18 protein-coding genes and 2 pseudogenes are annotated in these 18,028 nt (G+C 33.7%); all 20 read right to left on the bottom strand.

Annotated elements, in window-relative coordinates:
* Nucleotides 1-347: 347 nt before the first annotated feature.
* Nucleotides 348-790, bottom strand: a pseudogene (locus KDN24_RS01315) (GNAT family N-acetyltransferase).
* A gap of 286 nt (nt 791-1,076) precedes the next feature.
* Nucleotides 1,077-1,580, bottom strand: a pseudogene (locus KDN24_RS01310) (transglycosylase domain-containing protein).
* Nucleotides 1,581-1,767: 187 nt separating this feature from the next.
* Nucleotides 1,768-2,502, bottom strand: coding sequence for an ABC transporter permease (locus KDN24_RS01305; protein ID WP_409970683.1), 735 nt, complete (start codon nt 2,500-2,502; stop codon nt 1,768-1,770).
* Between the two features lie 13 nt (nt 2,503-2,515).
* Complete coding sequence (locus tag KDN24_RS01300; protein WP_409970682.1) at nt 2,516-3,217, bottom strand: ABC transporter permease; 702 nt, start codon at nt 3,215-3,217, stop codon at nt 2,516-2,518.
* Nucleotides 3,214-3,945, bottom strand: a complete 732-nt coding sequence (locus tag KDN24_RS01295) for an ABC transporter ATP-binding protein (RefSeq protein ID WP_409970681.1) — start codon at nt 3,943-3,945, stop codon at nt 3,214-3,216. The genes KDN24_RS01300 and KDN24_RS01295 overlap by 4 nt, the downstream gene beginning before the upstream one ends.
* A 62-nt stretch (nt 3,946-4,007) precedes the next feature.
* A complete protein-coding gene (locus KDN24_RS01290) occupies nt 4,008-5,006 on the bottom strand; it encodes a sensor histidine kinase (protein ID WP_409970680.1) in 999 nt (332 codons plus the stop codon).
* 74 nt (nt 5,007-5,080) lie between these two features.
* Complete coding sequence (locus tag KDN24_RS01285) at nt 5,081-5,788, bottom strand: response regulator transcription factor (protein ID WP_486303950.1); 708 nt, start codon at nt 5,786-5,788, stop codon at nt 5,081-5,083.
* Nucleotides 5,789-5,852: 64 nt separating this feature from the next.
* Nucleotides 5,853-6,113, bottom strand: coding sequence for a Tn7-like element transposition protein TnsE (locus tag KDN24_RS01280; protein WP_491348257.1), 261 nt, complete (start codon nt 6,111-6,113; stop codon nt 5,853-5,855).
* 1,125 nt (nt 6,114-7,238) lie between these two features.
* On the bottom strand, nt 7,239-7,523 hold the full coding sequence (locus KDN24_RS01275; protein ID WP_409970677.1) for an iron-sulfur cluster biosynthesis family protein: 285 nt from the start codon (nt 7,521-7,523) through the stop codon (nt 7,239-7,241).
* 20 nt (nt 7,524-7,543) lie between these two features.
* A complete protein-coding gene (gene arsA / locus KDN24_RS01270) occupies nt 7,544-9,316 on the bottom strand; it encodes an arsenical pump-driving ATPase (RefSeq protein WP_409970676.1) in 1,773 nt (590 codons plus the stop codon).
* Between the two features lies 1 nt (nt 9,317).
* Nucleotides 9,318-9,686, bottom strand: coding sequence for an arsenite efflux transporter metallochaperone ArsD (gene arsD, locus KDN24_RS01265; RefSeq protein WP_409970675.1), 369 nt, complete (start codon nt 9,684-9,686; stop codon nt 9,318-9,320).
* Nucleotides 9,687-9,792: 106 nt separating this feature from the next.
* A complete protein-coding gene (gene arsC / locus KDN24_RS01260) occupies nt 9,793-10,215 on the bottom strand; it encodes an arsenate reductase (thioredoxin) (protein WP_409970674.1) in 423 nt (140 codons plus the stop codon).
* A gap of 31 nt (nt 10,216-10,246) precedes the next feature.
* Nucleotides 10,247-11,305: an ACR3 family arsenite efflux transporter gene (gene arsB, locus KDN24_RS01255; protein WP_491348256.1), complete on the bottom strand. Its 1,059-nt coding sequence runs from the start codon at nt 11,303-11,305 to the stop codon at nt 10,247-10,249.
* 20 nt (nt 11,306-11,325) lie between these two features.
* Nucleotides 11,326-11,628: an ArsR/SmtB family transcription factor gene (locus tag KDN24_RS01250; RefSeq protein ID WP_409970499.1), complete on the bottom strand. Its 303-nt coding sequence runs from the start codon at nt 11,626-11,628 to the stop codon at nt 11,326-11,328.
* Nucleotides 11,629-11,864: 236 nt separating this feature from the next.
* On the bottom strand, nt 11,865-12,512 hold the full coding sequence (locus KDN24_RS01245; protein ID WP_409970671.1) for a response regulator transcription factor: 648 nt from the start codon (nt 12,510-12,512) through the stop codon (nt 11,865-11,867).
* Nucleotides 12,502-14,385 carry an ATP-binding protein gene (locus KDN24_RS01240; RefSeq protein WP_409970670.1) on the bottom strand — a complete coding sequence of 628 codons (1,884 nt, stop codon included), beginning with the start codon at nt 14,383-14,385 and terminating at the stop codon, nt 12,502-12,504. The genes KDN24_RS01245 and KDN24_RS01240 overlap by 11 nt, the downstream gene beginning before the upstream one ends.
* A complete protein-coding gene (locus tag KDN24_RS01235) occupies nt 14,382-15,311 on the bottom strand; it encodes a substrate-binding domain-containing protein (RefSeq protein ID WP_409970669.1) in 930 nt (309 codons plus the stop codon). Before KDN24_RS01235 ends, KDN24_RS01240 begins: the two co-directional genes overlap by 4 nt.
* Nucleotides 15,312-15,560: 249 nt before the next feature.
* Entirely contained in the window at nt 15,561-16,658 is a 1,098-nt protein-coding gene (locus KDN24_RS01230) for a 4Fe-4S binding protein (protein WP_409970668.1), read from the bottom strand.
* A gap of 27 nt (nt 16,659-16,685) precedes the next feature.
* Nucleotides 16,686-17,303 carry a TorD/DmsD family molecular chaperone gene (locus tag KDN24_RS01225; RefSeq protein WP_409970667.1) on the bottom strand — a complete coding sequence of 206 codons (618 nt, stop codon included), beginning with the start codon at nt 17,301-17,303 and terminating at the stop codon, nt 16,686-16,688.
* Between the two features lie 15 nt (nt 17,304-17,318).
* Nucleotides 17,319-18,011 (bottom strand): 4Fe-4S dicluster domain-containing protein, encoded by a 693-nt coding sequence (locus KDN24_RS01220; protein ID WP_409970666.1) that lies wholly within the window; start codon nt 18,009-18,011, stop codon nt 17,319-17,321.
* Nucleotides 18,012-18,028 lie beyond the last annotated feature (17 nt).

Below are 18,028 nucleotides of genomic sequence, written 5' to 3'. Positions count from 1 at the left end.
ATCCTAAATTATGTTCTTTCATAATTTAGGATCTGTTTTATTTACACTTACATCCTCAAACAAGAATCTCAGCTGTAGCTTTGAATTAAAGTTTGATCAAAAATATTTTCTAAATCCCACATTTTGCGTTAAATTAGAAGAATTCATTTTAAAAAAAGATTGATCAAAACGAGTTAGTTCTTTGTGAAATACTATACATTTATTATGAAAAAGTTTATCATTTTAAAGTCGTGTTGAAGCTGATGTCTATTCAGTATTGATTCTTTATAAAAATTGGTATAGTTCATTCAAATTCTAATAATTAAATTCTGCCATAGGACATACCAGTTTGTCAGTAATTCTTCGGCTCAAGCCAGACGAACCATATCCATAACTTGTATTCCGTTTTTATATAGTTTCTTATCATAATTCCTTAAAAAGAAACCTCATCAACCCCGACCATCCTAAACCCACACTTTTGATATAGAGCAAGTTGTGCTAAACCAGAGTTTCCAGTTCCAACTTCGATTGTCCTAAAGCCAAATGATCTTGCATTTTTAATAGCATGATTGACCATTTCTTTACCAATCCCATTACCTTGGTAACTTTCATCAACAGCTACATTAACTAACTCAACTGTATTAGGTCTTGTAGGCAGTAAAACATATTCTCCTATTATTTCGTCATTTGAATAAGCTACATAACATTTACCTCTTTTGATGTATTCTTCAACAAGCTCCTTGGAAGGGTCCGCTAATAAGAGCAGTTCCATTGGTGGCTGTTCATTTTGATTTAATTTACGAATTTCCAATCCATATCTCTCCTTTTAAAAATTCAGGCTTAAAAAGCAAGTAATGCTCTCTTTCGTTAGTCATTATCTTGAATTTTACACGTCTTTCTCCAAAAAGAAACAAATAAAAAATTCTGCTGATGTGATTTCTCATAACAATAGCCAGTAAAGTAAAGAACTTTAATATCTTCAATAAGAGCTTAATATACATCCCACATGTTTTTTACTTCGAGATTAAGATGACACAGCTTTTTCTCGAAATAAGGAAAGATTTTTCTGTACAGCCGTATCCATTCTTCATTAGAAATCATCCCAGTTCACCCATTCGGATTAAAACGACTCTTTGGCGTTGCTTTGCCTTTTCAGGGTATTTCTTAGGAGAATAGTGCTCGGGTGCTTTCAACAAGCCTGCTAGCATTGCTGCTTCACTTAAGTTAATTGTCTCTTTCTGTGGATCACCGGAATGTGCAGTTTTGTCAAAGTAAAAGTTCGATGCTTGTTCTGTCCAAAACTTTCCGTGCCCAAAGTAAATGTCGTTTACATACATTTCTAGCAATTCTTCTTTGGTATATTCAAACTCTAAATTCACGGCAATAATTATTTCCTTCAGCTTTCTATTAATTGTCTTATCATGTGTCAAAAACAAATTACGAAACAATTGCATCGTAATGGTACTACCGCCTTCCACAAAATCTTGGTCTTTAACATTTTCCTATTTAGCACGGGTGAAGCCTACCGGATCAACTCCGAAATGTGACATAAAGCGATGATCTTCGATGGCAATGAATACTTTCCAAACATAATCTGGCATATCAGCAATCGGTACGTATTCTTGTGTGCTGTTGGCGGAATTAGGATATTGCTGTATTTTAATCTTTTTCTCATCAATCATTTACTGCCCTGTAACAATTGTTGCAGCAAATCCCACAAGATTTAGTATAAGAAAAGGATTGATCAAAAAGCATTCACTTTACTAAACAAGAAAGACTTCTCCTGAATTAAATGAATTCCCTTTTTTTGAAATATTTAATACCAATAACTACAAATAAAATTGAACTCAATAAAATAAAAATAGATAAGCTTACATTCTCAATTCTTGGAGAAAAAGGGGCTCCCTGAGGAATCATCGCATAAAAAGGTAGTATAAATGGATTCCACATACCTATTAATGAGTGTATACCTGAGAATATAATATTTGGTAAGACAAATATTATATTCAAACTAAAAGCAATACCAAAACTTTTGAACGTTGTAGAAAACCATAACTGTATTGCTGTCAAGGGAAAAACGCTTATCCAGCCTAATAGCAGACTCTTTAATACAAAAAACCAATCAATTGTCCCTTCTACTTGAACAATGTATCCACTTGCTATGGTAACAACAAAGAAGAGGATGTGAATGAACGCCAAAATAAGAAGTAACATAATATATTTCGATAAGTATATGCTTGTACGGGTATATGGTAAAGACAGTACTTGTTTCCATCCCCCGGATCTATGCTCATAAGAGCAAATTAATGCTGCAATAATACCCGAGAACAATGGATAAAAAAACATTGCGTGAAAGTTCAAAGTATACATAAAAAAATTGGACCATGTTGGTTCGTAATACTCCGTTAACATATTGAAATCACTAATCCCTAATAAGACATTTACAACTAAATCTAATAAGATTAGAAATATAATCAACCACCACTGTACTTTAATAAATTCAGCCGATATTAATTTTTTCATATCATCTCCCCCTCTACCATTCTAGCCTTGTGAAATGTAAGGTGCCTAATATTAATAGTACTCCTCCAGTTAAAATACCGAATATAACCCACTGAAAATGGTCAGGTATTAATGGAGTAGATAGTGCTGGATAACTCCATGGGAGATATTTAAAATATTCAAAATTTGATCTAGCTAAAAACAGACTAGCTATTGAACCAAATACACCAACTCCGATTGGCACTGACTGGTTTACAAAACGAATTGAAATCCATATTTGTAAATTTATTACTGCTAAAGACGCCAAAAAACAATATAAGGGCTGTTTAATGACTATATCCCAAGGGACAGGATCGTCAGAGACTAACATCCATATTATAGATGTACCTAAAATAATTAATAATACTTCGAATAACAATAATAAGTAAATAACTATAACTTTATTGAGATATATCTTCATTTTTGATACTGGCAATGCATTTAATAAATTCCACATATTATTTTCATGTTCATTAGAAGCTTGAATACTGGCAATTATAGTTGCACTCAATAAAAAGATAATGGCAAGGAAGAAGTACATTACCGAAAAAGCAGAAAATAGCCCTCCAGGTCCTTCACGGTAATTCATATACCAAAATCCTCCAGTCATAAAGAGCAAAAAGAAAGCTGCGACCACAGGTATCCATAAACAAATTCGTTTAATTTTTAAAAATTCTACATGTAGAAGGTTAATCATAAGGATCCACCTTCTCCAGTCATCTCTATAAATATTCTTTCTAATGATTGCTCAGGCTTCGTCTCCTGTAAATTTTTCAAAGACCCCTGATAAATTAATTGCCCCTCATTAATTATACCTACGTAGTCTGCTATTTGTTCTATTTCATGTAACAAATGACTGGAAACAAGGACAGTCATACCGTATTTCTCTGGCATTTCTCTAATTAATTTTCTCATTCCCTGAATCCCTGATGGATCTAAACCATTAGTAGGCTCATCTAATATCAGCAACTTTGGCTTATGCAGTATTGCTATTGCAATAGCTAATCTCTGTTTCATACCTAATGAATACTTTCTAACAGCTTTTTTAGATGCTTCTTGTAAACGAACTAACTTCAAAACTTCATGAATATTTGATTCAGGCACGTCATAAAGCTTTGCAAATATTTTTAAATTGTTATAACCTGATAAATGACCATAATAAGATGGCGATTCAACCAGTGACCCTACCTCTTTGAGTATATTAATCCTTTCCTTTGAAAATGGTTTTCCAAATACTTTAATATCTCCTGAAGTTCGAGACGCTAAGCCAAGAATCATTTTAATAGTAGTCGTTTTTCCTGCACCGTTAGGTCCAAGAAAACCATATACACAGCCATCTGGAACTTGTAAACTTACTTTATTTACAGAGATTTGTTCACCGAAAGCTTTCGTTAATTTTGCTGTTTCTAGTACATAGTTGTTCATTTCCTATCCCTCCTTAATATTAGATTACAATTCTAAAGTAAACAGAGGGTAAACAACTTTAATTACTCACTTCTTTTAAAATCTAAATTGATAACTGTACCTTGTGTAGGTTTTGAATAAATATCAATGTTACCTTGGTGCTTGTCTACTAGCTCCTTCACTACGATTAGACCAAGGCCATGACTACCTGATGCTACTCTTTCCTTGGCAAACACATTTTTTACAACACAGGGCGGAATTCCAACACCGTCATCTATAATTCTAATATTAACTTTTTCTGCCGTTACTTCTAACTTTATTGTAATATTTGTTCCAATAGAATTATGTAAAACTGCATTCATTAGTAAATTTTGCATTATTCTTTTTAGAATCTTTTGATCAAAGTAATAATTGAACGATGATACATTCGTTTCGAAAGAAAAGTTATAATTAGATGCTTTAGGATTATTTGCAACATCTAATATAATCGTCTTTAGAAAACTTACAAAATCAGTTCTTACCTTTTGAAGGATATTTTGATTTTGTTTGATTTGGAACATATTTAACAGTGCTTCAATATCAGCCACTTTCTTTTTTATTAGATCCATAGCTGAATTTCGTTCGCTTTTTGTCATTTCTATATCTTCATTGCCGATAATATCTAGATACCCTTTGATGTATGAAAGAGGAGTCTTGATATCATGAGAAACTCCAGCTACCCACTGTTCCTTTGTCTCATTTATCTTTTCATTCTGTAATTTGTTTTGTTGAAGAGATACCGTTAGTTCAGATAGAAATAAAATAATCTCTTTGAAGGGCAGGTAATAAACATTTATATTACCTTTCTTATTCCATAAAAAAGAAAATTTCTCCATGTAATCGTCTTTATTAAAATTACCTTTAGACAAGTCTTTTAACCATTCAATAATTGCAATTGTTGGCTTCCCTAATAGAATTCCCATAAAGTAACTGAACATAGTTAGGACTAAAAATATAACAATCAAATAATATATCTTTATGTCTATTAAGTTCAAAAAAGGAACTAATTGCATTAAAAAAATAAGAACTATTACTATGAGCACAACACTGATTCCTAATAAAAGAAACACTAGTAAAAGAAAAAGAAAGGAAAATATTATGGAACGATATAAAATATTCATTGTTTAATACCTTGTGCCCTTACTAATTTATAACCAAGCCCTCTCACATTTATTAAGAATTGGGGAGATTTAGGATTTGGTTCTATTTTTTTTCTTAATCTTGAAATATGTATTACTACGGTTTTTTCATCCCCTTCTTGATAAGGAAGCCATACCTTTTCATAAAGCTCAGTCACTGAAAAGATATGATTAATGTTTTCGCAAAAAAAGGTTAATAAAATAAACTCCATGGGGGCACATTTAACTTCTTTGTTTTTAACAAATAATTGTCCACTTTTTTTATTTAGTTTAAAATAACCAAAATCATAAACTGACTTATTTATATTATCAACCTTTTTATACCGTCTTAAATGTACTTGAATTCTAGCTACAATCTCAGTAGGGTTAAAGGGTTTTGTAATATAATCATCTGCACCTAATCTAAAGCCATTAATTTTATCAACATCTTGATTTTTAGCTGATAAAAATAAAATTGGAGCATCTGTCATAGTCCTTATTTTTTCACACAATTGGAAACCATCCCCATCTGGTAACATGATATCTAACACAATTAATGCTATCTCATGACGCTCTATAATATTTAAGGCTTCTTTCGCTGTCGTTGCAGTTAGAACATTTTCTATATGATGTTTTCTTAAAGTAAATGTTAGTAGATCTAATAATCCCTGTTCATCATCTACTAAGAGTATCTTGCTCAATCTAATCACCTCAGAATTTGTATTAATAATTAACATTCATTCATGTTAGTAAAGTTTTAAAGAAGAGACATCATGAAATTTTTGATAGTAAAATGGTAGACCTATGTTCAATTCCCTTACTACTATGTCTTGCCTTCACTATTTTAATACCTCGATTTCGGAAGTAAGCTAATGACTTACTAGTCCAAGTGCCACTCGCATTGACGAGATTAACAAGGAGAGTTTTAATGATTGTACCCCAATCTTTGATAGAGGGAGAGTATAAAATGAGTGTTGTCAAAGATCTTTTTTCACGCTCAACCTCAATAATATTGTAAAGTTCCCCATCCATCATATGTACTTCAGCAATCACATAGTTTTAGAATTGCTATTTTTTCATCTTTTGAATATTTACTTTTTGACATAAAAATACTCCCCATTAAATAAACAGATTTTGTTTTTTTCATCTGTCTACCTAGTGGGGAGCATATCAAAGGGTAAAACGGTGCAACTTTTTTATAAACGGTATATCTTTGTTTTAAACGGTACATCTTTTTTACAAACAGTACGACTTTATTTCAAATCAACATCAGCAGATGTATACACCAAAAAAAGTTGGAAATAAATAATGTGTAAAATTAATGCTTTGATGGACATAATTTTTGATCAAAAATAAATAAAGTTGGAAACGGTATGATATTGAAGAAAGCTACAAATGAAAAAAAGTTGGAAACAACACTTCCAGTCTATCCTTTACGCAAACCTTCATAACATTAATTGGACACGGACATAACTAATAATACCATTATTTATCTTTAAGAATATTGTTTGTCTTTATAATCTAGATAGTCATACTCACACCCAAACTGACTAACTCTAGGCAGAATCTAAAGATTATTAATGTCAGCAAGCGCCACTAAAGATACGTTCATTACCACAAAAATTGTTATTAAGAAACGGTTTGTTTTCCTCAATTTTTACTTACTGTATTCTTCAACGTACTCCTTTATTTTTGAATCTACGATATCTGATCTTCCTTTAATTATATTGGCAATACGACCAATGTTAGATGCAATAAGTTTTTTATACGCAACAATTCGGAAACAACAATTAATACTCATTTACCATTAGGCTTCCCATATCCTAATTTTACCATAACTCTTATTAATCACTCATGTATTTTATTCTATCCAATTCTTGCTGTTTTTGGTTTCTTGTGTTCTTTTCTTAATTACAAAGAATAATCCATATCCAATAGGCCCAGTGAAAAAAACAGATATAAACCATAGGATCAAAAGGTAGTCGTCCATTCGATTCTTTTTGGCCACAACGATCACATGCAGCAACATTAGTACTATTACGAAAATGATGCCAAAGACAAGCAAATTCTTATTCAAAAAAACCCACCCTCTCCAAGTTAAATTGAAACTGAAAAGGGTTATACTTTGAAATCGCTACATAAACGGTCAAAGAAGGCTTAACAACAAGAATTATTGTTATAGCCATTTAAGATGATGCCCATTTCTCCATTTTCTTCTTCAACATCGACTGTAACACCTGCCAACTGACTTTTTACATCTGGATGAATGGCCACTTGTATTCCATTGATTTGTTCAACAAAATCTTTTTCTTCAGCATCTTGTAATGCTACACCTAGATTAACACCACAACATCCAGCGATTCCATAAAAGCGTAATGTTGAAACATTATTATCTTTCATTGCTTGTTGAATGTATTTTTTTGCTTGTTCTGATATGTTCATATCTAATCCTCCTATTGGTTTTATTTAGTTTCTAAAAGGTTTTCTAATCCATCTATTCCTTTTGGTTCATGCACACTCCATGGGATGATGACCATTTGTCCACGTGCTAATTCATTTACTCGTTGAATCCAATAGATTTCTGCCTGTGCTTTTTGTGCCAATATTGGATCCCTTGTATCCGTAATATAGAAGCTTTGATTAATGATCCACCAATGAATAGCAATGTTTGCTCGTTTCAAGTCCTCTTCCAATCGAGTGGCTTCGTAGACAGGTGTTGCTTCTGGTAAAGTGGTAATTATGATACTTGTGTAGGAATTATCACGCAACTTCGGTAATAAGTTCCTTACAGAATCAGGAATTTCTCCAGACGAACGTGAAATCTCTTTATGATACGCCTCGGATGCATCTAATAACAGAAGCGTATGGCCTGTAGGTGCTGTATCAATCACCACGATTTGATCCTTGGATTCAGCTATCACTTCGGCAAATGCACGGAATACAGCAATCTCTTCTGTACATGGTGATTCAAGATCCTCTTTGATGTAAGATAGTCCATCTTCATCCATGGTCTCGCTAGCCTTGGAGATTACTTCATCCTTGTATTCCTGTACTACTTTTTTAGGGTCAATGGAGCTGATTGTTAAGTTTTCATGCAATCCATTTTCTCCAAATGTCCAAGCGATGTGAGCAGCTGGATCTGTTGTTGTTAGATGAACTTTCTTCCCTCTTCCTGCTAGCCCTAGTGCTATAAGGGATGCTATCGTCGTTTTGCCTACGCCACCTTTACCCATAGTGAAAATTACCCGTTGTTGATGTTCTTCATAAAAATCCAGTAAGTCTTGGATCGATTGGTAAGAGATATGTTCCTTTTCCCTTTCAACGTGCGATGAAGACTCTAATTTATGACTGAACCAATTTTCCATTTGTTCGATGCCCGTAATGGAGAATGGAGCCAATGGCAAATAAAAGAGTGGGTACAACCGTAATTCCATGGGCATCTCTTTCAAAGCTGTCTGTTGTCTTTCATACATCGTTTTGGCATAATGATCCTTCAAAGCCGTTTGTTCAAATAACCCATTAACAATCACTTGCTGATTACCAATTCCAATTTCCTTTAGTTCACTTGAAGCCCTTGCTGCTTCCCGTAAAGGACCTTCTTCCGGACGGCTGACCAATAAAAGTGTAGTCAACTTTGCATCGGACAAAACCTTTACGGCTTCACTATATATCTGTTTTTGACTTTCAAGACCAGCTAATGGACCTAAACAGGACGCACCATTTGTATTGTCTTCCAGAAATCCCGACCAAGCCATCGGTAATTGCAACAAGCGAAGGGTATGACCTGTCGGTGCTGTATCAAACACAATGACATCATATTCGTCAGTAATCTTCTTATCAGTCAAAAGCGACGAAAATTGATTGAATGCCGCGATCTCAACAGTACACGCACCTGACATTTGCTCCTCCATCGAAGCAAGAACCGAATCAGATAACTTTCCCTTATATGGGGCCACGACTCGCTCCTTGTACTCCGCTGCTGCTTGAACAGGATCTAAGTTCAGTGCATAAAGTCGACTGGTTCCGTTAATCAAAGTAGGATGATTCGTCAAAGTTTGACCAAATACATCTTGTAGATTAGAGGCAGGATCTGTACTGATTAATAGAACATTCTTTCCTTGTTTGGATAGTGTCAAAGAAAGCGAACTTGCGACAGATGTTTTACCAACTCCTCCTTTACCCGTGAAAAATAGAAACTTTGTGGTTGGAAAATACTCATTAATGAAACGTTTCACCCTAGTTCCCTTCTTTCTTCGTATTAAGAGATATGCTCACCTTTGGTTTTTGAATCAATTCTTCCACCAAAAGTCCTGTCCACTGCTCAAACTCCTTATTAGATGGGTATTTTCCTGTTGACTCGACCTGACCATCCACTAAAATAATCGGCAAGACAGAAGGACCTTTTTCATTCAACAATTGATTGACATTGGTGTTTTTCATGAAATGCTCCGTATCTGTCGCTAAATTGTAGCGCTCAATCGGATACTGTTTTTTGGATAAGTTACTGACAATAAAGGAAACACGTAATAATTCGGGATCAATGGATGGACCACAAACGCCTGTTGAACAGCACATAGCTGGATCAAAAATTTGAATTTGTTTCATGTTAAACCTCTCCTTATAAATATTGGTATGATTCTTCCCCAAATAAGCAAACACTTATATATAGTGTTGAAAAAATAGCCAAAAGAAACCTTGGCTATTTGATTAATCATTCTCCCGAACGAGCAAAGAGTTTGATACGTTCACCAATTTCATTTCGAACACGTTGGAAGAATACCCATTTTTCTTCTTCTGTGCCTTCAGCCTTTGCTGGATCATCAAATCCCCAATGTACACGCTTCACATGAGGGGGAGTCATCGGGCAATTATCAGCTGCATCTCCACATAATGTAACCACTAAATCTGCACTATTTAATATCTCAGATTTGATAATATCAGATGTTTGATTTGAAATATCAATTCCTATTTCTTTCATAGCTTTTACTGCATTTGGATTTAATCCATGAGCTTCTATCCCTGCACTATATATTTTCCATTTATCACCTAAATACTTTTTTGCCCAGCCTTCAGCCATTTGGCTGCGACACGAATTCCCTGTACATAGAAAGTAAATGGTTTTTAGTTGTGTCATAAACGTCAATTCTCCCCCTTAAGGAATATCCTTACAGTTTAATTGTCCTAAAATATTTCTTCTCCCATCTTAATGCAACACTCACTAGTGCAATTAAGACAGGTACTTCTACTAACGGACCGATAACAGCAGCAAAAGCTTCTCCACTGTTAATACCAAAGACTGCCACTGCCACGGCAATCGCAAGTTCAAAGTTATTACTTGCCGCTGTAAAGGATAAGGAAGCTGTTACAGGATAAGATGCCCCTGCTTTCTTAGATGAAAAGAATGAAATCACAAACATGATTAGGAAATATATTAGTAACGGAATCGCAATTCGAATGACATCCATTGGCAAGGCTATAATTTTGTCACCTTTTAAAGAGAACATCATGATAATGGTAAACAATAGTGCAATAAGTGTAAGAGGGGAAATTTTCGGTAAGAATTTTTGTTCATACCATTCCTTCCCTTTTGTTCGTAGTCCAATCATTCGTGTAAGAATACCTGCAGCAAATGGTATTCCTAAATAGATCAGTACACTTTTTGTAATTTCCCACATGGAAATAAAAACTGTCATGTTCTCTAGCCCAAAGACACCTGGCAATACATTTAAGAAGAAATATGCAAATACCGAATAAAACACAATCTGAAAGATTGAGTTGAATGCAACTAATCCAGCAACATATTCGCGGTCACCACGAGCCAAATCATTCCAAACGATGACCATCGCGATACAGCGCGCTAACCCAATCATGATTAGTCCAGCCATATATTCAGGATAATCATGTAAAAATATTATGGCCAAAAAGAACATTAAGAAAGGTCCTATTAACCAATTTTGAAATAATGAGAGTAATAACACTTTCCAATCTTTAAAGACACGCCACATTTCCTCATATTTCACTTTTGCCAGTGGTGGATACATCATGATAATCAACCCAACAGCAATCGGAATTGATGTTGTACCCACAGTGAATTTATCCAAGATATCTTTAAAGCCTGGAATAGCAAATCCTACTAAGATACCTAAACCCATCGCAACAAAAATCCATAGCGTCAAGTATCGATCTAGAAACGAAAGCTTTTTTGTCAAACTTTTTTCTGCCATTCTTATTTCCTCCTAGTATATTAGCATTGGGAAGAACATTTGGTGATTGAATAAGGCTCTAATTCATCAAGGAGCGATTGAATGTAAGGCTCTTGTATTTCATTCAATCTAAAATGTTTCCATGTACCTTTTTTTCGCTCAAGGATAATTTCCGCTTCTTTTAGTTTTTTTAATTGTTGACTTACACCGGGTTGTGATATTTGTAAGACCTCCACAAGGTCACAAACACATACCTCCCCTTGCTTTATACAAGCAAGAAGCTTCAACCTATTTACATCACTTACAGCCTTTAATTGATTAGCCATACGCTCCAACTTATCCATTCATTACCCTCCTTCTAAAACATTATTAAATACTTATATTACATATTACTTATATTTAAATGATGTGACTAAGAGTAGCAAATGATACTGTCTCACTATAATCACTTACAAGAAAAACGTATCGCATTCTCCTGTACATAATCATTTAATTATATAATAAAACACTTATATTTAAATTTCAAGTCTCTTAATTACAATTGAGTCATTTGTTCCATTTAAAAAAATATCCTTAAATATTAATCGTGTGATATTAAATTTTGTTTAATGGCGTATTTAACAAGGGCTGATCTCGTTGTTTCACCAATTTTCTCCATTATCCTCGTTTTGTAAGTATCCACTGTTTTGGGAGAAAGGAATAATTTTTCACCAATTTCTTTTTGGGTGTAACCAAGAGCAATCAGTTTTAATACCTCAGTTTCTCTCGGACTCAATTGAGGTTCATTAGATGACTGTGGTTCAATTTCCTCCTCTATAGCCTTATATAAATATGGAACAAGGGTCGGATAAATATAATGTTCATTATTTAAGACCATACGAATTGCTGTAATTAATTCTGTGTCAACGGCTCTTTTTAACACATAACCTTGAGCACCTACTTTTAGCCCTTCTCTTAAATAAGCTTCGTCTGAGTGCATTGTTAAGAGGAGAATTTTTATGGTCTGATTTTCTTTCCTAATTTCTTTAGTTGTTTCAATTCCATCTTTTCCCGGCATACTTATATCCATGACCACGATATCAGGAGAAATTGTTTTTAGTTTTTGTATCGCTTCTTCTCCAGTTTGTGCTTCTCCAATAATAGTAAAGTCACTTTCACTCATTAAAATGGTTTTTAGACCTGCACGGAACACTGGATGATCATCCACAATAAATAAACTAACTGACACATGTCTCACTCCTATCTAACGTAAGTGGAATTTTTGCTAATATGGTAGTTCCTTTACCAATTTCAGACTCTATTTGAAGTGTACCATTTAATAAAGCAATCCTCTCATGCATTCCAACAAGTCCTAAATGATCTTTTGAAGGCTCTTCTCCTAAAACTGTACTTGCATCGAAACCAATTCCATTATCTTCAATAACTACTGACATTTGCTGGGCAGTGGATAGAATTATTATACTCACACTACTTGCTTTAGCATATTTTGTAATGTTCGTTAATGACTCCTGTATTAACCGAAAAACTGTAGTTTCCAGTTCAGGTGAAAGGACTCTTTGCTGACCACTTATTATTAAATCTGTCTCAATATTTGTAGATTGCTGAAATTCTTGAATATGTCTTTCAATAGCAACCTTAAGACCAAATTTATCTAAAATGCTTGGTCGAAGCTGCCAAGCCATTTGATGCACTTCTTCAATTGTTTTTCGGACAAGTGATCTTAAATGATTAATTGAACTCTTTTTAAGTTCTCCGTTACCCTCCTCTAGTAGTTTTAACTCTACTAGCATCGATGATAGTGAGTGACTTGTTTCATCATGAAGCTCTCTTGATATTCTCTTTCGCTCTTCTTCTTGGACATGAATGAGCTTCTCCAGTAACATCAGACGGACTTCTTCTTTCTTTTTTACCTCTCTCCAAAGCTCTAAATTTTCTATGGAAACGGATAATTGTGCTGCGACAGATTTTAAAATATTAATAAAAGTTCCATCTAGCTTTTTCAAGCTACAGATGGATATTTTACCGATTGAAGTTCCATCAAACTTTTCTAATGGGAAGGAATAGATCTTTTTTTGCTCAAGATTACAAGTAAGATACTTATCGTCAAAGTGAACACAATTAATTGCATCAACGCATGAATGGTCAAAGAAAATTTCTGTTGATCCAGCAAATCCAACTTCTATTGCAGCACTTTTTAAGTTTAGATCCTTGACTAGCTGTTTAACAAAAAGCTGAAGCACTTCTTTCAATTCATCATAATTTTTTAGGTTTTTAGATAAAACATTTAAAAGTGTTAGTTCCTTATTTCGATTATTAATTTTGTCAATGTATACTATTTTCTGCTTTTCGGATTTTTGAAGTGCATCAAGCATCTTATTAAATGATAACGTTAACTTACCAATCTCATCCTTCGGATAAGTATTAATCCGTTCTGAGAGAACCCCTGATGAAACTTTGTTCGTTAATTGAACAAGATTAGTAATGGGAATTGTGAGGATTTTTGTAAGTCCAAACACAATAATTCCTGATAGAAACATAACCCCTATCATCGTGAAAATCATTTGATTAGTTACTTTTAATAAAGCCTGTTCTAAAGATAAATAGGTTAATCCAACTCTAACTGTTCCTCCAAGCTCTGGTAGTATCGGTGTGGCAGAATCAACAATAAAGTCTTTGTCTGTTAAAAGTTGTTTACTATTCGTAATTTGTACATCATTTTCTTTTTTAACATTATTTGCTTGAATAAGCTCCTTTGAAATAAAACCTTGCTCATTAGAGTGAACAAGTACTTCTCCTTCTTTACTAAGTATGAAAATATATTCTATATCTTGATAACTATTTATCGTATCGCTAATTAAACTTTGCAAGGCAAAAATATTATGTGTTAATAAGGGATCTACGCTTCTTGATGCTATATCACTGCTAATAGATTTTGCTCGATCTTCAATCTGTAAAGTAAGAGTATCGGTTATGGATAAGCGCACAACAATTAAACTTATGCTTGTTACCATAAGAACAACAATTAAAACCATTCCATATATTTTTAACTCTATCGAGACGCTGGATAAGAAATCTATTAACTTTTTTTTGATATTTTTCATTCCGTTTCACCCATTAAAAACAAATTTTCTAGTATTACCTTATAATCCTCTTTATTAATTGGGATATATCGATCCACACCTAATTCTTCGAGGATTTTTCGCCCTTTGTCTTTGTTTTGCAAGTCTAGTAACAGCCTCGTAAATTCTGCAACCATCGTCGGATTTGCTTTTCTTGATGCTACTACAGGAGGTGTGCCCGCTTCCTCACCAGTCCCGATTATCCTTATTTGAGAGCTTAGCTCTGGATTTTCAATTTGTAACTGATCAAACATAGCTCCATCTACTGTTGCCCCATCAACAATACCGAGTGCAACAGCATTAACGGAATAGTCATGACTGTAAGTGAAATAGGTGTGATTAAAATATTCTTCTGGATTCTTTCCTTTTTGATAAAGTTGACTTAAAATACTAAGCCTTCCCGTATAGGAATAAGGATCTGTGAAGGCAAACTTCTTTCCTTCCAATTCCTCTAAACTTTCATATGTACTGTTCTTATTGACAATCGTATAAGACTGATAAATAGCCCTACCTTTAATTTCCGGAGCAGCAACATCAATAATATACTGACCATTTGTCCCAATGGCATAAGAAAGTGAACAAATAAAAGCTATATCGACTTCTCCACTTTCTAACATTTTGTCAACTTCTTCGTAAGTTTGCTTCTGAATTATTTCAATTGAGACATCCATTTCTTTCCCAATATAGTCCAATAAATAATTGTATTTAGATAAGGAAGCCCTAGGGGATATTACGGAGGAAAGCGCAACTCTAATCTTATTTTCGGAATCATTGTTATCTTTAATTTTGAGTTCTTTTTCTACTTTAGACGTGTAAAGAACAATTACCTGTGAAGATTGACTGCTCATCTGACAACCATTTAAGATCAGGGACATTAGTATTAAAACGATAATCGTTCTATTTCTCATTTTATCTCACCCAATCATCATTCAATCAAAGTAGTTAACCACATTATAACGCTCTTTTACTTTACATTTGGATAATTCCTAGAAACAACATAATAAAGACAAAAATAGTTGAAAATAAGCACCAAAAGCTGGTGCTCAGAAACTAATTAACAGTTCAATACATACTAACTAATCTTACAAATTATTTTTGTTCTATCACTGCAAGACAACTAATTTTTTATAAGGTGATACATTCATCTAGAAAACTTTTTAATTCCACAAGTTATCCTCAGAAATAAAATACTCTTTTGACTTACAGGCTTCACACATAGGAATAGTTCCAAAAGTTTGCTCTCCACACCCATTGCAAATACCCACTTCTAATTCCAATATACTTCTTGGTTGATTACTCACATATTCCCCTATGGAAAGTAAGTACTTTTTATTAGTAGAAAGAGATTTGGTCGGACATATTTCTATACATGCCTGACAGCCAACACATTTTGATGCAATTTGCTTCATAATAAATCGATTCCCTGCTTCTTCCACATATAGAGAAGCTGTAGGACATACTGCTTCACATTTCTTACACCCATTACAAGAGCTATTGTTTTGTAACATCAATATACCTAAAGTTGATTGATGTATTTCATGATTACATTCTTTCATAATTTGCTTTATTAGATTATTTCTTAAATTATGTTTTAACCCTATAGTTTGTTTATTTAACAATCTTTCCTTTTCTGTTAACTCAGGTATTAGTGGCATAACATAATCATCTGATATTTTCTTTGTAAATGACTGAATTAACTCTCGCCTAGTATAAATGGCATCCTGTTGTATATCTTTATTAATGTAGTTGATTTCAACACCATTAGCTACTAAGTCATTATATTTGATGAGTGTTTTAGTTACAGTTTTTTGTACATCACAATCTTTATTTTCTTTACATTTTGTACAGCGCTCATCATCTATTAAGATAAATACTTTTTTACGAGAGATATGACACATTAATAACATCTGCAAGTCAATATCAGCTATACAATTTAATTGAATACTTCTACTCTTCGTCTCATGCTTATTACACGAAAAAATAATTGAATCTTGTTTACTAATTAGACTTAATTTGCTTGAATATTTTTTATCAGAAAAGACCTCTGTTGGACAAATTCGAGTACATTTCATACATTCAGTACAGTTTTCAGTATTAACTTTGATTTCTTTATCAAAGGTTATTGCGGAGGATGGACAGTGTTCCATGCAGTTTCTACAGGACGAAAAACGATTTCTAGAAAGAACACATCTTTCAACTCGGATATCCAATTTAGTGCTGTCTAAGTATCTAGTCAACAACATATTAAGAAGCACGTCCATCACTCCCACTATTGTACAGTTTTATCCAAAATGGTTATTCCATTCAGTTAATACAAACTTTGATAACAGATAAGCAAGTTCTTTATAAATAGGTGTTTGAGCATAGGTGATTATGTTCTCTGTAAACTTCGGAAGCCAAACAGATAAAATTTCATTTAAAAAACTCAAATATTGTTGTTCGTAAAATTCAAGTTCTGTTTGAACATATTTGAATGAAAGATAATACAAAAATTCTAACTGTAAGGTAATATGATCGGTTGGGACTTTACAGTCATCACCAATGCTAAGACCCGCATTTTTATAATAGTTTAGTATTCTCATAGATGTTCTCCCCATTACTTCCTGGGTATTCTCCAAATAAATAGTCGAATAGGGAGGTGCAAACATTTCAAATGGTCCAACAAATAACTTTGCGTAGTCAAGCTTTAACAAATCCAAATTTTTATTATAATATTTGGCTTTACGCAAAAATCGAAAGTCTTTATCTGAAAACTCTTCTGAATACTCTAGTAAAACCTCTCGAAGGGTTTCTAAATCGCGTATAACACCTTCTTGAGGAATTTGAAATAAATTTGCAAACAATTTGTAGGAAGTCGCACGCAATTTATAATAGTTGACATTATCTATTACCATTTCCATGACATATTAACCTCCTCAGACTGTATATCCTCTCACATAGTAAACCTTTGGCTTTGTTCCTTTATGTGGAAGGAGTTGATTTCCTCCATATTTTGCCAGCACCTTGCTAATTTGACTATTCGGATCATCTAAATCTCCGAAAATCCTTGCATCTGCTGGACAAGATACTACGCAGTAAGGATCCTTTCCGTCATTAACACGGTGATCACACATTGTACACTTTTCAACAATGCCCTTTGATCTAATACCTTCATAAGTTTTTTCACGGTCGGTATTATAGTAAGGAATTGGAGCTCCTGTTGCATTGACAACATCTTTTGGAGAGCTTGTTCCACCTTCAATAATAGCAGTTGTCTCGTCCCATCTTCGATGTGGTTCATTCTTATTAAAGCTTATAACTCCATATGGACAAGCCATCGCACAGCTTTTACATCCAATACATTTTTCCGGATCATGTAAGGTAAGACCATTTTCATCTTTATACATAGCTTGGGTAGGACAAACTCTCACACATGCAGCATCTTCACAATGATTGCATAAAGTAGGTATATACTCATGCCTTATATCAGGGAATGTACCTTCTGTCTTAGTTATATGCCAGCTCCAAAATATCCCTGTATCTACATTATTCTCATTTTTACATGCGATTTGACATGCTGAGCATCCAACACATTTATGCAAATCTATAACCATGCCGTATTTAGCCATAAAATACTACCTCCCTT

It is taken from the genome of Cytobacillus sp. Bva_UNVM-123 (genome assembly GCF_046351715.2).
Classification (GTDB): Bacteria; Bacillota; Bacilli; order Bacillales; family Cytobacillaceae; genus Cytobacillus.
This window is presented reverse-complemented; position numbering and strand designations above follow the sequence as displayed.